Below are 15,553 nucleotides of genomic sequence, written 5' to 3'. Positions count from 1 at the left end.
ATTCATTAAAACTGCGTTTTAAATGAAATATTGTATTAAGACACGTTATTTACAGTAATTTTTTAATTAAGTCCTTTTTTAAAAGCTTTAAACCACCTTTCTGGTATGTTTTGGTTTGTAGCCTCTACATAATCCGCCTTGGTGCAGGGTAATAACGCAGGCATTTCGTTTTTATTATATGAATTTAAAATAGATGGTACTTCTACCCACCATCTTTCAGTTAAATTACTTTTATAAAAAACTAGTTCTTCTAAGTCTGAAGGAACTATATACTTTGTAAATGCTTCTTTATTTAAATAAGGTAATTCTTGTACTCTAAAGTTGTAGCCTTCTATAAAGTACCATATTATCTGGGCTAGCAGCTGAAAAGACTGGTTAGAGTTCTCACTTTCGAACACACCAAAAACAGCTAATTTCTCACTTATCCCAGCATACCTGGCAATAGCACAAATTTCTCTTCCAGTAAATCCGTTTGGCGAAAAATTATTTAACATCCCCATTTCACTAGCTCGTATGGCACGTGCATCTAAACTAACAATATGTGCATTTCGTAGAAGTGGCTCTACTAATGTAATGTCTGATGTTACTTCCCCTAACCTGTATGCATCAAAAAAAAGACGCTGCATTAAGTCTATTTCTTCTTGAGAGTTAAAATAGCTTTGATACCCAATGTTTGAAAAATTAAATAAGTTATTTGGTTGGTCTGTTATAATCTTACTCATATAAGAGTTAGATGATATAAGCTCTTCTTGGTCTCCAAAATCAAAACGATTATCTATGTTTACTAGATTAATCATATTTCTGAGTCCGTCAAAGGCTCTATAACAAGGATAAGTTAAATCTTGTGTTGGACCAATTACTATAGGTAGTATATCTTCTTCTATAAGTGAAGCAACAACTTCTTTTACTACAAAATAAGTATCACTAACGCTTTCTCCTGGCTCTACATCTCCTAAATCTAAAATGGTAGAGTTCCAATTACCTACCATTAACTTATAAAGCTCTAGTCTAACTCCAGAGATATCTAAAGCTTCTGCTTTTTTCTCGTAAGCATTTCTCGCTTCGTTAACACCGATAATAGCTATGGAAGCCATAGCTAATACCGGTAAACCATCTTTTTTTGTATGCTTGTGTATTTTTTTTCCTAATGATTGCGACGGTAGAAGCTCACAATGAGCTATTACTTTATCTGCCACTGGAACCAAAAAATCGAACGCCATATTTATTTACTTCTTTGTCTTTGGTTTTGCTTTCGTTTTCGCTTTTGCCTTAGGTTTGGCTTTTGCCTTTGCTTTTTTCTTTGGGGTTTTCTTCTCTATCATAGCTTGTGCTTCTTCTAGAGTAATTTTAGTAGCATCTACTGTTTTAGCTAATTCTACTTTTATTTTTCCTTTTAAGACATTGTGCCTTCCCCATCTAGCTTTTTCTATACGTATACCTTCTTCTGGCCACTCTTGTATAAGCTTATCTATTTCTTTTTGCTTTTTAGCTTCTATTAGTTCTACAATATCTTCAAAAGAAAGCGTATCAAAGTCGTACTTTTTATTTACGTTTATAAACATTCCGTTCCATTTAATAAATGGTCCAAAACGCCCAACACCTTTAGTTACTTCTAAATCTTCATAAGAAGCTACTGGCGCATCTGCTATTTGCTTTTCTTTTATTAACTCTATTGCTCTTTCTTTGGTTATATCTAAAGCGCTTTCGCCCTTTTCCATAGAAATAAACTTTTTACCAAACTTTACATAAGGTCCAAATCTACCTACGTTTGCAGATACTTCTTCTCCTTCGTATTCTCCTAAATCTCTTGGCAATTTAAAGAGTTCCATTGCCTCTTCAAAAGTTATAGTACCTAAAGAATGTTCTGGTAATAAACTTGCAAATTCTGGTTTTTCTTCCTCTTCTGCTGTTCCTATTTGTACCATTGGTCCAAACCTACCTAAACGCACAGAAACTTGTCTTCCAGATTTTGGATCTGTTCCTAATATACGTTCTCCACTTGCTCTGTCTGCATTTTGCTCTACGTCTTCTACCTTTGGGTGAAAATCTTTGTAGAAATCTTTCATTACTTTACTCCAATCCTCATCACCAGCAGCAATTTCATCAAAGTCTTCTTCTACTTTAGCAGTAAAATTATAATCTAATATGGTTTCAAAATGACTTACTAAAAAATCTGTCACAATCATCCCAATATCTGTAGGTACCATTTTACCTTTATCTGAACCAACTGTTTCTGTTAATCCTTTTTCTTGTACGCTACCAGCTTCTAAAACTAATTGAGTGTATTTTCTTTCTACTCCTTCTATAGTTCCTTTTTCTACATACCCTCTATTTTGTATTGTAGAAATTGTTGGCGCATAGGTAGACGGTCTTCCTATTCCTAATTCTTCTAATTTCTTAACTAAAGATGCTTCAGTAAATCTGTAAGGTGCTCTAGAAAAACGCTCTGTTGCTGTAATAAAGTTGTTGTTTAATGTTTCTCCAACTTTCATTGCAGGCAACATACCTTCTTGCTCCTCTGTATCTTCATCATCATGCCCTTCTAAATAAACCTTTAAAAAACCATCAAACTTAATAACCTCACCATTTGCAGTAAACTCTTCTTTATGTTTATCTGCTTGTATTTTTACATTGGTACGTTCTAATTGCGCATCACTCATTTGCGATGCCAATGTACGTTTCCAAATAAGCTCGTATAACCTAGCTTGGTCTCTCTCTAAAGAAGGAGACTGCTTTTTCATCTCTGTAGGTCTAATTGCTTCGTGAGCTTCTTGAGCTCCTTTTGTTTTTCCCACAAAACTACGAACCTCACTATATTCTTTTCCGTAATTTTCTACAATAGCTTCTTTTGCTGCATCTAATGCTTCTTTAGACAAGTTTACACTATCTGTTCTCATATAGGTAATTAAACCTGCCTCGTACAAACGTTGTGCAACTTGCATTGTTCTACCAACAGAAAAGTACAATTTACGTGCTGCTTCTTGTTGTAAGGTAGATGTTGTAAAAGGTGCTGCTGGAGATTTCTTTGCTGGCTTTTTATCTAAGTTAGCAATAGAAAAATTAGCTCCTATATTTTTGTTTAAAAAATCTTCTGCTGTTTTTTTGCTAGAAAATGTTTTATTAATTTTTGCTGAAAAACTACTACCTGAGGCAGTTTTAAATTCTGCAACTACTCTAAATGATGCTTCTGGCGTAAAAGCTTCTATAGATCTTTCTCTCTCTACAATTAACCTTACCGCTACAGATTGTACACGACCTGCAGATAAGCCTGGCTTTATCTTTTTCCAAAGAACTGGCGATAACTCGTAACCAACCAACCTATCTAAAACTCTACGTGCCTGCTGTGCATTTACTAAGTTGTAATTAATTTCTCTTGGATTCTCTATTGCCTTTTGTATAGCAGATTTTGTAATAGAGTTAAAAACAATTCTTCTTGTTTTAGATTTATCTAATTTTAATTCTTCAGCCAAATGCCAAGAAATAGCCTCACCCTCGCGATCCTCATCACTTGCAAGCCATATAATCTCTGCTTTATCTGCTAAATCTTTAAGTTTTTTTACAAGTTTTTTCTTTTCGCTATCTACTATATATTTAGGTGTAAAGTTGTTTTCTACATCTACCCCTAATTCTTTAGATGGCAAATCTGCTATGTGTCCAAAGCTCGATTCTACCTTGTAATCTTTTCCTAAAAACTTCTCTATTGTTTTTGCTTTTGCAGGTGACTCTACAATTACTAAATTCTTCGCCATTTTATGGTTTTTGGTTGTACAAAAGTATAGCAATTTTTTTATTTAATACGTTATAAGGTAGAAACCAACAAAAAAAGACCGCTTTTTAGAGCGATCTTTAGTACATTTTGGCAACAAATTAATCTAGATTTAAGCTACTTAACAAGCTTATATTATTTTCTAAATATTTATATTGATACAATACATTATCGCCAACCATTAGTAAATTTTCTTCTAGTGGTATTACATCAAAAGTTACTATATCTTTAAAATGATTAATTTCTTTTAAATTATTTACATCTGTTTTATCGTAGACTTTTAAACCAGAATTACCATCGCATACAAAAAGCGTATTATCCTTTATTCCAAGCCCATAAGGACCATCTAAAGCGTATTGTTTTACTAAAATAGGATTCGTAATTGTACTAATATCTATAATAAACAATCCACTTTCTGTTGCCCCACAAGTATTACCTCCTCGTAAAGTTACGTAAGCATAGTCGCCATCTACAACAACAGGATCACAAGCTGTACCGTGCTGAAATTCTGAAACAAATGTTGGTGTTTGTGGTGTAGAAATGTCATAAATATACATTCCGCTTTTACTTCCTAAAAATAAATAATTGTCTTTATTAAAAATAGTCTCTATATCAAACCCAGCATATACATCTTCTAAATCTTTAGGATTTTCTAAATCTTCTATATTAAATACATTAATTGAGTGGTTATCTACCGCGTATAAGTAATCTTCTACAATTTTAAAACGAGCTAAAGATCCTCCTTGACCAACATTACCACCATCTGCAGTATTATTTAAAGCCACATTTTCTAGCCAAATGTTTGTTTCTTCTTTTAATCTACGCTCGGTAACTACCTCCCAACCTACTAAAACCTCGTCTTGTGTAGTTGCGTTTTCCCATTCATAAATATCGGCCATTGGCCAAACAATATTATCTTGCAATACATTTTTTAGCCTATTTACAAGTTTAATATTATCCTTATTAGCAATATTAAAAACCAATAGGTCTTTTAAACTATCTGCATACAGGTAATTATCTTTAACAGAAATATCTACATTTCCGGCAATTTTAATAAAAGCTATTTTTACTGGGTTTTCTGGGTTTTTATTATCAATTACGTGTATCCCTTTATATTTATCGTTTATAAAAACATAGTTATTATATGCATATATCTTACCTGATTCTTCAATAGGTTTTGGCGCAATAACTTCGCCTCCACTCTCAAACTCAGACAAACTAATTTTAAGTGGTTTTGCCACTAAATAATCTGCATACTTACTATCATCCACATCATCTGTACAGCCAACAAGTGTTGCCACAAATGCAAATATTAAAAGAAATTGCTTTTTCATTCTTATTATAGTTTAGTTGTTATAAACTAGATACACAATAAAAACAAAGGTTGCGTAGGTTATTCAAAATCAGACATAAGAGATTTTAGCCTATCTTCTGTTTTATCCGTAAAGCCAACTCCATCTTTATAAGCATAATAAATTGAAACTCTAGAAAGCATTGCTGTAAAAAAGATCCCTACAAAACAAAGCAGCACTCCTAGTTGTGCTATAAAACCCAAAACAAGCAACAAACCAAATAATACCAACCAATTTTTGTTTCCTAAAGCAAAACTTGCCTTTACTATTTCTATCGCAGATAATTCTTCATCAAAAGCCAAAAACACGGGGAATAACGCTAGAGGAACTCCTAAATAAATTAAACCAAAACCACAAGTTAACATACCTGCAATGACTAACCCAATTGTTATTAATGACAATATAAAAGCCTTACGTATGTATTCTTTTTTAAAATAAAAAAAATGTCCTTCTGCTGCTGTTAACTTCTCATCTTTAATTTTACATACTCTATAAAAACCAGCCATAAGCAATAAAGAAACAGCGCTAATACACAAAAATATTATAGGCATTAACAACATCACAAACAAAGGATACATAGTAGGCGGGTCCTGACTCTCAAATGCTACAGGATCTATTAAACCAAGCGCTATTAGAGGGATATACAAAATAACCAAAAGCACTAACGCTGATAACGCATTAAATAACAATGTTATAAAGCCTTGCATCCAAACTAGCTTAAACAACTCTATTGTTTTACTAAAAAGATTCCCGAAATCTAAAGGTGCTCTTAATTTTATTTTCTCTTCTACGCCGTGAAAATCCATTTCTGTTTATTTTGAAGCACAAAAATAAACTTAAGCTTGATTATATTACTAAAAAACTATTAAAATTAACTGTCATATTGTCACTTCTTTATATTTAGTACTATCTTTGCCCTTTATTAGTTAGCAGTAGATTTAGATATGGCAGAAGAGAAAGTTATAGACGAAGCAGTACAAGGAAATTCTTTAGCACTAGAGAACAAGAAAGATAACACACGTAAGCTTTATATAGAAAGTTATGGGTGTGCTATGAATTTTTCTGATAGTGAAATTGTAGCTTCTATTTTAGCTAAAGAAGGTTTTAACACCACACAAGTGCTAGAAGACGCAGACCTTGTATTGGTTAACACTTGCTCTATTAGAGAAAAAGCAGAACTTACTATTCGTAAACGTTTAGAAAAATTTAATGCAGTAAAAAGAACTAGACCACACTTAAAAGTTGGTGTTCTAGGCTGTATGGCAGAACGTTTAAAAAGTCAGTTTTTAGAAGAAGAAAAAATTGTAGATATGGTTGTAGGTCCAGATGCCTACAAAGATTTGCCAAACCTTATAAAAGAAATAGATGAAGGCCGTAACGCTATAAACGTTATCTTATCTAAAGAAGAAACTTACGGAGATGTTTCTCCTGTACGTTTAAACACAAATGGTATATCTGCATACGTATCTATTACTCGTGGTTGCGATAATATGTGTACATTTTGTGTAGTACCATTTACTCGTGGTAGAGAACGTAGTAGAGAACCACAATCTATATTGGAAGAGGTTAACGATCTTTGGAACAGAGGTTACAAAGAAATTACCCTTTTAGGACAAAATGTAGATAGTTATTTATGGTATGGTGGCGGCTTAAAAAAGGATTTTGTTGATGCTACCGAAATGCAAAAAGCAACTGCTGTTAACTTTGCTGCTCTATTAGAAATGACAGCTATTGCACAGCCTAAAATGAGAATTCGTTTTTCTACTTCTAATCCACAAGATTTAACTTTAGACGTAGTTAAAACTATGGCCAAGTACAATAATATTTGCAACCATATACATTTACCCGTACAAAGTGGAAGCAATAGAATTTTAAAAGCGATGAACCGCTTACACACTAGAGAAGAATACTTTACATTAATAGATAATATTAGAAAAATTATTCCAGATTGTGCAATTTCTCAGGATATGATTGCTGGTTTTCCAACAGAGACCGAAGAAGACCACAAAGACACCTTATCTTTATTAGAATACGTAAAATACGATTTTGGTTATATGTATTCTTACTCCGAAAGACCAGGAACAATGGCTGCTCGTAAATTAGAAGACGATGTACCTGAAGCCGACAAAAAAAGAAGACTTGCAGAAATAATAGCTGCTCAAAGAGAACATTCTGGCTATAGATTACAACAACGTTTAGGTAAAATTGATGAAGTTTTAATTGAAGGAGAATCTAAAAGATCTGCAGAACACTGGAGAGGTAGAAATTCGCAAAATGCCGTAATTGTTTTTCCAAAAGAAGACAGCCAAATAGGCCAATTTGTACAAGTAAAAGTTGAAGACTGTACCACAGGAACCCTTTTAGGTAGTATTGTAAAAAATTAAACAAAATGGAATCTATACAAGCAATTAAGCAACGATTTGAGATTATCGGTAACGATACACAACTTAATAGAGCCATAGAAAAAGCAATACAAGTTGCCCCTACAGACATATCTGTGTTGGTAACTGGTGAAAGTGGTGTTGGTAAAGAAGCTATACCTAAAATTATACACTCTTTATCTCACCGAAAGCACGCAAAATACATTGCTGTTAACTGTGGGGCAATACCAGAAGGCACAATAGACAGTGAGCTTTTTGGCCACGAAAAAGGAGCCTTTACAGGAGCCACAACTACAAGAAAAGGTTATTTTGAAGTTGCAGATGGTGGTACTATTTTTTTAGATGAAGTTGGCGAACTGCCACTTACAACACAAGTACGCTTATTACGCGTATTAGAAAATGGAGAATTTTTAAAAGTAGGATCTTCACAACCACAAAAAACCAATGTACGTATAGTTGCTGCAACTAACGTACATATGTTTGAGGCTATTCAAAAAAACAGATTTAGAGAGGATTTGTATTACAGATTAAGTACTGTAGAAATAAATCTTCCGCCTTTACGCGAACGCTTAGATGATATTCATTTATTATTCAGAAAATTTGCATCAGACTTTAGTCAAAAATATAAAATGCCAACTATACGCTTGTCTGAAGAAGCTGTGCAATTACTACAAAAATATCGTTGGGCAGGTAATATAAGACAATTGCGTAACGTAGCAGAACAAATATCTGTACTAGAATCTGAACGCAATATATCTGCAACAACACTACACTCCTACTTACCAAATGGCGGTAACAAAAACTTACCAGCTGTTGTAAATAAAGAAAAGAAAGAGGGCGATTTTAGTAACGAAAGAGAAATTTTATACAAAGTTCTTTTTGATATGAAAGGAGACCTTAACGACCTTAAAAAGTTGACACTAGAATTAATGAAAAATAATGATAGTGAAAAGGTCCAGGAAGAAAATGAGCATCTAATTCAAAAAATATATGGAGACGATGACGACGAAGATTTTGAAGAAGCAGAAAGTGCTGCTTCAGAAATTCTGCATTTACCAAACCCTAACAGAGAACGAGAAGAAATTATTTCTACAACTGCGCCACTAGATGATAAATATCATTTTGCAGAAGAAATAGAAGAGGAAGAAACCCTATCTTTACAAGACAAGGAAATAGAACTTATAAAAAAATCTCTAGAAAGAAACAGAGGAAAAAGAAAGGCTGCAGCTGCAGAATTAGGAATTTCTGAACGTACTTTATATAGAAAAATAAAACAGTTTGACTTATAGCAGATGAATAATATTAAAAGGATAACGGTACTATTTATTACTATTTTATCTGTGCAAGCGTGCGGATTAAAAAGTGTTGGATACAACTTTACAGGCGGTAGCACAGGAGATGCAAAATCTTTTCAGGTAAACTTTTTTCAGAACTATGCCTCGCAAAGTGCAGGTTCTACAGTAGAGCCAGGTTTAGACAGAGATTTTACAAATGCACTGCAAGACTTACTTGGTAGCCAGACTAGCCTTAGTTTAACAACATCTAACGGCGATTTAGTATACGAAGGCGAAATTGTAGAATACAGAATTTCCCCTATGACAGCAACTGCCGCACAGACTGCTGCACAGAACAGATTAACTATGGCTGTTAATGTTAGATTTTATAACAAAACAAAAGAGGACTCGGATTTTGAACAGCGTTTTTCATTTTTTTATGATTACCCAGCAAACTCTTTATTGGCTTCTGTAAAATCTGAAGCTCACGCAGAGCTTTTTGAGCGTATTACACAAGATATTTTTAGCAAATCTTTAGCAGACTGGTAGATTTATGAAAGTAACAGATTTTACATATTTATTACAAAAACCAGAAAGCATTAGCTCTGTAGCACAAATAAATCAGTTAGAAGAGATTATTACAGACTACCCATATTTTCAGGCTGCACACGCCGTTCACTTAAAAGGTTTAAAAAACACAAATAGCTTTAAATACAATAATGCTTTAAAAGTTACTGCTGCACATACTGCAAACAGAGATGTTTTATTTGATTTTATAACCTCTCCAGAATTTCTAGACAACTCTAATAAAGTTACTGCAATAACAGAACTTGCTAAGCTTAAAGAGATGAATGTAACGTCTGAAGAAGTAGCATCTCCGCCAAATATGTTAGAAGAAAGTATAGACAAACCTTTACCGCAAAATTTAGATGACGCTGAAAAGATTTTAAATGATGACCTCTTTGAAACAAAAGAACCTGTTATTTTAGAAAAGGCAGAAGATAACGAAGATGAAATTGAGGAAGAAGATGAAGAAGAAAAACCGGCTGAAGATAAAACTGAAAGCGAGAAACTAAATATTGGTGAACCTTTACATTTTACAAAAAAAGAAAAACACTCTTTTGCGCAATGGCTAGAGCTTGCAACCCCTAAACCAGAGGAAGAACCTGAAGAATTTAAAAAAGAAGAGCCTAAAAAAATCGAAGAAAAAAAGCCTAAAAAAAATACAAAGTTCGACCTTATAGATAAGTTTATAAAAAACAATCCTAAGATTTCGCCAGCTAAAAATATAGAAAAGAAAGTAGACATTTCTAACTCTGTAAAGCTAAACAAAGACGAACTAATGACCGAAACGCTTGCTAAGGTTTATTTAGAACAAAAAAAATATAAAAAAGCAATACAAGCTTATAGGATTTTAAGTTTGAAATATCCAGAAAAAAGTAGTTTCTTTGCAGACCGAATAAAATCGGTACAAAAAATTCAAAAAGAAAACATATAACAGATGAGTACGTTTACAATATTTTTAGTTCTTATTATTATAGTATCACTTTTACTAATGTTAGTAATTATGGTACAGAACCCTAAAGGTGGTGGATTATCTTCTTCTTTTGGTGGCGGTGGTAGCCAAGTAGTTGGTGGTGTTAAAAAGACTGGAGATTTCCTAGACAAGAGTACTTGGACGTTAGCAGCCTTATTAGTAATACTAATTTTAATGTCTAACATAGCTTTACCAGGAAAATCTGGAAACGGAGACTCTAAATTATTACAAGAAACAAATACTGAAGCTCCTGTTACAACAAACACAGAAGCTCCTGCTGCAGACACTAACTTAATGGATAGCATTAAGTAGTAGAAACACACACAACATACAGATTAAAAATGCCAGCTTATGACAAGCTGGCATTTTTTGTTTTACAAATTGTCAGTTTTGTGCTGTGGCACAATTTCTGCCTATATAACACCAGAAAATTAATATTAAAAAATAATAAAATATGGCTAAAGTTAACATTAAACCATTGGCAGACAGAGTGCTAATTGAACCGATGGCAGCAGAAACTAAAACAGCTTCTGGATTAATAATTCCAGACACTGCTAAAGAAAAACCTCAACAAGGTAAAGTAGTTGCTGTTGGCCCAGGAACTAAGGACGAAAAAATAACTGTTTCTATTGGTGATACTGTACTTTACGGAAAGTACGCAGGTACCGAGTTAAAGTTAGAAGGTTCTGACTATTTAATGATGAGAGAGAGTGACATTTTAGCAATTATCTAAAAAAGTTATTTGCTATTAGTCCTTTGACTTTTAGATCTAAAAAATAATCAAACTTACGCCCTTAGTTTATAAACTAAAGGCAAAACTTAAAAAACACATATTAAAGATGGCAAAAGATATTAAATTTGACATTGAAGCAAGAGACGGCCTTAAAAGAGGTGTAGATGCTTTAGCAAACGCAGTAAAAGTAACATTAGGCCCAAAAGGTAGAAACGTAATTATTAGTAGATCTTTTGGTGCGCCAACAGTAACTAAAGATGGTGTTTCTGTTGCTAAAGAAATAGAACTTGCAGATCCTCTAGAAAATATGGGGGCGCAAATGGTTAAAGAAGTTGCTTCTAAAACTAATGATTTAGCTGGTGATGGTACTACAACTGCTACTGTTTTAGCACAAGCAATAGTAAAAGAAGGACTTAAAAACGTTGCAGCTGGCGCTAACCCAATGGACTTAAAAAGAGGTATAGACAAAGCTGTTGAAGCAATTGTTGAAGATCTTGCTAAGCAAACTAAAAAAGTTGGTGATTCTTCTGATGAAATTAAACAAGTTGCATCTATCTCTGCTAACAACGACGAAACTATTGGCGAGTTAATAGCACAAGCTTTTGGTAAAGTTGGCAAAGAAGGTGTTATTACTGTAGAAGAAGCTAAAGGTACAGATACATACGTAGACGTTGTAGAAGGTATGCAATTTGATAGAGGCTACCTATCTCCTTACTTTGTAACAGACTCTGAAAAGATGGTTGCAGAATTAGAAAACCCATACATTTTATTGTTTGATAAAAAGATATCTGCAATGAAAGATCTTTTACCTGTATTAGAGCCAGTAGCTCAATCTGGTAAGCCTTTATTAATTATCTCTGAAGATGTAGATGGTGAAGCGTTAGCTACTTTAGTAGTTAATAAATTACGTGGTTCTTTAAAAATTGCTGCTGTTAAAGCTCCAGGTTTTGGAGACAGACGTAAAGCAATGTTAGAGGATATTGCAATCTTAACTGGTGGTACAGTTATTTCTGAAGAAAGAGGTTTCTCTCTAGAAAGCGCAACTTTAGATATGCTAGGTACTTGTGAAAAAGTTTCTATAGATAAAGACAACACAACTATTGTTAATGGATCTGGAGATGCTAAAATTATTAGCACAAGAGTTAATCAGATTAAATCTCAAATAGAGACTACTACTTCTGATTATGACAAAGAAAAACTTCAAGAACGTTTAGCTAAATTAGCTGGTGGTGTTGCTGTACTTTATGTAGGTGCTGCTTCTGAAGTAGAAATGAAAGAGAAAAAAGATAGAGTTGATGATGCATTACACGCTACAAGAGCTGCAGTAGAAGAAGGTATTGTTGCTGGTGGTGGTGTTGCTTTAGTTAGAGCTAAATCTGTTTTAGCTAACGTTAAAGTAGAGAACGCAGATGAAGAAACTGGTTTACAAATTGTTGCAAGAGCTATTGAAGCTCCATTACGCACAATTGTAGAAAATGCTGGTGGAGAAGGTTCTGTTGTTGTTGCTAAAGTTATAGAAGGCAAAGGTCATTTTGGTTACGATGCTAAATCTGAAACTTACACAGATATGCTTAAAGCAGGTATTATAGATCCTAAGAAAGTAACTAGAGTAGCTTTAGAAAACGCTGCTTCTGTTGCAGGTATGATCTTAACTACAGAATGTGCTTTAATAGACATTAGAGAAGACGCTCCTGCTGCTGGCCCACAAATGGGTGGCGGTATGCCAGGTATGATGTAATCTTTAAACTTAAGAATACTAAAAAAGCGCTTCAGAAAATATTTTCTGAAGCGCTTTTGTTTTTAATAGTTTTTACAACTACTCTTTATGATCTTCTTGTACTTCTGTATCTCTGTACAAACAACAAGTATGCAAGCTATTATAAGCTTCATCTTTAGCCTTTAAAGTTTTAGTATCATGACCTACCGCAACCACACTATTCTGAATGCTATCTAAATTAGTTTTACGCTCGTCATAAATAACTTTAAGCTCGTGTGTTTTTACATTCCAAATAGCACTCTTAACACCTTTTGTTTTTATACACGCTTTTTCAATTCGTTCTTTACACATTAAGCAAACTCCATCTACCTCTATAGATGCTTTTGCATTTTTATTTTGCCCAAAAGACACATAAGCAAACAACATCACAATAATAACTACTAATTTTTTCATCGTTTTATATTTTAATTTTTAAACTTATTTATTTTAAATCGCAATCCTGCATAATACATACTTCCAAAAATTGGGCCGTACACAAAAGTAGTATCAAAATTAGAACCAAAAGGGTTATCTGCACCAATTATAGGCATATTTTGCCTCACATTAGTTATATTTTCACCTCCAAAATAAACCTCGAACTTAGAAGAGAACACTTTAGTTACTTGCGCATTTAAAGTTGCAACTTCTGGTGTATACTCAGATAACCTATACTGCTCCGGACTAGCTGCGGTAGACGAGAAACGTTGAGTTCCCAACCAATTAAATGTAGCATCAAATTTCCACTTTTTAATAAATCCGTGTCCTTTAGTTTGATAAAAAGCATTTGCAAAAAATCGATGTTTAGGAGTTAAAGGACGTTCTAACTTACTAGATTTATACTGTGTTTTAATATCGTATAATTTATACGCCAAACGCAAATCGAAATTAGTAAACACATTATAACTTAGTTCTGCCTGAAAACTATTAGCGTAACTATCTCCTTCTAAATTATAAAAACTTATTTCTTGCGGATTCTCCCAGTCTACTACAATCTGATTTTTAAAATCGGTCTTATAAAAATCTACCGCTACATCTCCTTTTTTACCCAATAAATTAAACCCTTGTAAAAACGAAACACCATAATTCCAAGCAATTTCTGGGTCTAAACCATAAACATTACCACCATCATCATTAATTTTAATGGTTCTAGCAGTTGCAAACATTCCCTGGTTTTCTGCAAAAATATTAGCACTACGTTTTCCGCGACCAAAAGAACCTCTTAATGCAGATTTTTCCCAAGGAGAATATCTTATATGAAATCTTGGAGTTACAAAAAAGCCTAATCTATTGTGGTTATCTACACGTACACCAGCTGTTAAATTTAGTTTTTCTAAGTTATCATAAGCATATTCAAAAAAAGCACCAACAGAATTATCTATACGCGCATAAGAATTTGCTAATACAAGTTCATCATACTTATCATATGTAAAGTTAACTCCAGTTTTTACCTTGTTTCTAGAATCGCCTATTATAGAACTGTAATTTACATTAGAGTATACACTACTGTGTTCAATATCGTAAATATTTAACCCAAAATAAGAATCTTGCTTATGGTTACTAACAGCAAATTGTGCCCCTAGATTTTGCCAAGGTAACTCTGGGTTAACATATCCAAATTTTGCAGAAAAATCAAAACGCTCTGTATTAATTTCACTACCCCAAGCATTTCTTGTTAACTTGTCTGTATCTGGATCAAAATTTAACTCACCCGTCTGTTTTTTATCATTTAAATATCTAAAATTAAAAAAAGTAGCAAAGCCTTTTTCCATATCTAGATATTGCCACCTGTTCATAATATTAATTTGATTATACAGTGGCATATCCATAAAACCATCATTATTAACATCGTGTTTTTTATTATGCCTGTTACCATGCACATACAAACCTGTGCTCCACCTATCACTTACCTTAGTATTAAAATGGGTGTTCACCTCTAAACGCTCGCTACTTGCTCCATATAAATTAACAAATAGGGCATCATCCGTAATTGGTTTTTTAAGTTCTGCATTTATTTGCCCCGCAATACTCTCGTATCCATTAACAACACTCCCCATACCTTTGGTAATCTGTATGCTCTCTACCCAAGTACCAGGTATAAAACTTAAACCGTAAGCTTGTGACGCTCCCCGTACAGAAGGTATGTTTTCTGTAGCAATTAAAATATATGGACTTGTTAAGCCTAACATTTTAATTTGTCTAGTTCCAGAAACAGCATCTGCAAAATTTACATCTATAGACGGGTTTGTCTCAAAGCTTTCGGATAAGTTACAGCAAGCTGCCTTTAACAGCTCATCACTACTAACCACCATTGTATTTTCTGCCTTTAAGTACAATTTTGTTGTAGCTTGTTTATTTGCTGTTATTGTAACCTCGTCCAAAGTGCTTGTAGACTCTAATTTATGTGTGATTTTTCTTGGTCCAGTTATGGTTAACGTATCTGTTTTATAACCAACATAACTAATTACTAATTTAGAATACTCGCTTTTATAAGGAATAGTAAAGACTCCATTATTATCTGTAATTACACCTACGCTTGTATTTAACCAATAAACATTAGCGCCAGCCAAAGGAACCGTTTTACCATTAGCTACCTCTTCTATTATTTTTCCCTCTACTCTACCTTGAGCAATTAAAAGCAACGGAAACATAAAAAGAATTAAACCTATTTTTTGCATTATTTTTTAGTTTGATTTTTTTTTCTTGAATACCTTTTTTATATCTGAAACATACAGACAACTGAGCAACACCTTAAAT

At 33.5% G+C, this 15,553-nt stretch carries 13 protein-coding genes; 7 read left to right on the top strand and 6 right to left on the bottom strand.

Going from position 1 to position 15,553, the window contains the following annotated elements; translation table 11 throughout:
* Positions 1–62: 62 nt before the first annotated feature.
* The 4 genes from BT107_RS14830 to BT107_RS14815 all read right to left on the bottom strand — a co-directional run bounded on the left by BT107_RS14830 (position 63) and on the right by BT107_RS14815 (position 5,924).
* Entirely contained in the window at positions 63–1,220 is a 1,158-nt protein-coding gene (locus BT107_RS14830; RefSeq protein ID WP_072304621.1) for a formimidoylglutamase, read from the bottom strand.
* Between the two features lie 6 nt (positions 1,221–1,226).
* Positions 1,227–3,749, bottom strand: a complete 2,523-nt coding sequence (gene topA / locus BT107_RS14825) for a type I DNA topoisomerase (protein WP_072304620.1) — start codon at positions 3,747–3,749, stop codon at positions 1,227–1,229.
* 118 nt (positions 3,750–3,867) lie between these two features.
* Entirely contained in the window at positions 3,868–5,100 is a 1,233-nt protein-coding gene (locus tag BT107_RS14820; RefSeq protein ID WP_072304619.1) for an LVIVD repeat-containing protein, read from the bottom strand.
* A 59-nt stretch (positions 5,101–5,159) separates the two neighbouring features.
* The gene (locus BT107_RS14815) at positions 5,160–5,924 is read right to left on the bottom strand and encodes a hypothetical protein (protein ID WP_072304618.1); all 765 of its coding nucleotides are present in this window, start codon (positions 5,922–5,924) and stop codon (positions 5,160–5,162) included.
* Between the two features lie 138 nt (positions 5,925–6,062).
* Here BT107_RS14815 and miaB point away from each other — a divergent pair, with 138 nt between their 5' ends.
* The 7 genes from miaB (at position 6,063) to groL (ending at position 12,781) form a co-directional block, all read left to right on the top strand.
* Positions 6,063–7,502 carry a tRNA (N6-isopentenyl adenosine(37)-C2)-methylthiotransferase MiaB gene (gene miaB, locus BT107_RS14810; RefSeq protein ID WP_072304617.1) on the top strand — a complete coding sequence of 480 codons (1,440 nt, stop codon included), beginning with the start codon at positions 6,063–6,065 and terminating at the stop codon, positions 7,500–7,502.
* A 5-nt stretch (positions 7,503–7,507) separates the two neighbouring features.
* Positions 7,508–8,788, top strand: coding sequence for a sigma-54 interaction domain-containing protein (locus tag BT107_RS14805; RefSeq protein WP_072304616.1), 1,281 nt, complete (start codon positions 7,508–7,510; stop codon positions 8,786–8,788).
* A gap of 3 nt (positions 8,789–8,791) precedes the next feature.
* Complete coding sequence (locus BT107_RS14800; protein WP_072304615.1) at positions 8,792–9,322, top strand: LptE family protein; 531 nt, start codon at positions 8,792–8,794, stop codon at positions 9,320–9,322.
* A gap of 4 nt (positions 9,323–9,326) precedes the next feature.
* Positions 9,327–10,271 carry a hypothetical protein gene (locus BT107_RS14795; protein WP_072304614.1) on the top strand — a complete coding sequence of 315 codons (945 nt, stop codon included), beginning with the start codon at positions 9,327–9,329 and terminating at the stop codon, positions 10,269–10,271.
* A gap of 3 nt (positions 10,272–10,274) precedes the next feature.
* A complete protein-coding gene (gene secG, locus BT107_RS14790) occupies positions 10,275–10,622 on the top strand; it encodes a preprotein translocase subunit SecG (RefSeq protein WP_072304613.1) in 348 nt (115 codons plus the stop codon).
* A 142-nt stretch (positions 10,623–10,764) separates the two neighbouring features.
* On the top strand, positions 10,765–11,043 hold the full coding sequence (locus BT107_RS14785; protein WP_072304612.1) for a co-chaperone GroES: 279 nt from the start codon (positions 10,765–10,767) through the stop codon (positions 11,041–11,043).
* Positions 11,044–11,149: 106 nt separating this feature from the next.
* Entirely contained in the window at positions 11,150–12,781 is a 1,632-nt protein-coding gene (gene groL, locus BT107_RS14780; RefSeq protein ID WP_072304611.1) for a chaperonin GroEL, read from the top strand.
* A 78-nt stretch (positions 12,782–12,859) separates the two neighbouring features.
* Here groL and BT107_RS14775 read toward each other — a convergent pair whose 3' ends face one another.
* Complete coding sequence (locus BT107_RS14775; RefSeq protein WP_072304610.1) at positions 12,860–13,213, bottom strand: heavy-metal-associated domain-containing protein; 354 nt, start codon at positions 13,211–13,213, stop codon at positions 12,860–12,862.
* Between the two features lie 11 nt (positions 13,214–13,224).
* Positions 13,225–15,474, bottom strand: coding sequence for a TonB-dependent receptor (locus BT107_RS14770; protein WP_072304609.1), 2,250 nt, complete (start codon positions 15,472–15,474; stop codon positions 13,225–13,227).
* Between the last annotated feature and the right edge of the window lie 79 nt (positions 15,475–15,553).

The sequence above is a fragment of the Cellulophaga fucicola genome, assembly GCF_900119145.1.
GTDB classification, from domain to species: domain Bacteria; phylum Bacteroidota; class Bacteroidia; order Flavobacteriales; family Flavobacteriaceae; genus Cellulophaga; species Cellulophaga fucicola.
The sequence above is the reverse complement of the archived record's forward strand: the minus strand, read 5'-3'. Positions and strand labels throughout refer to the sequence as shown.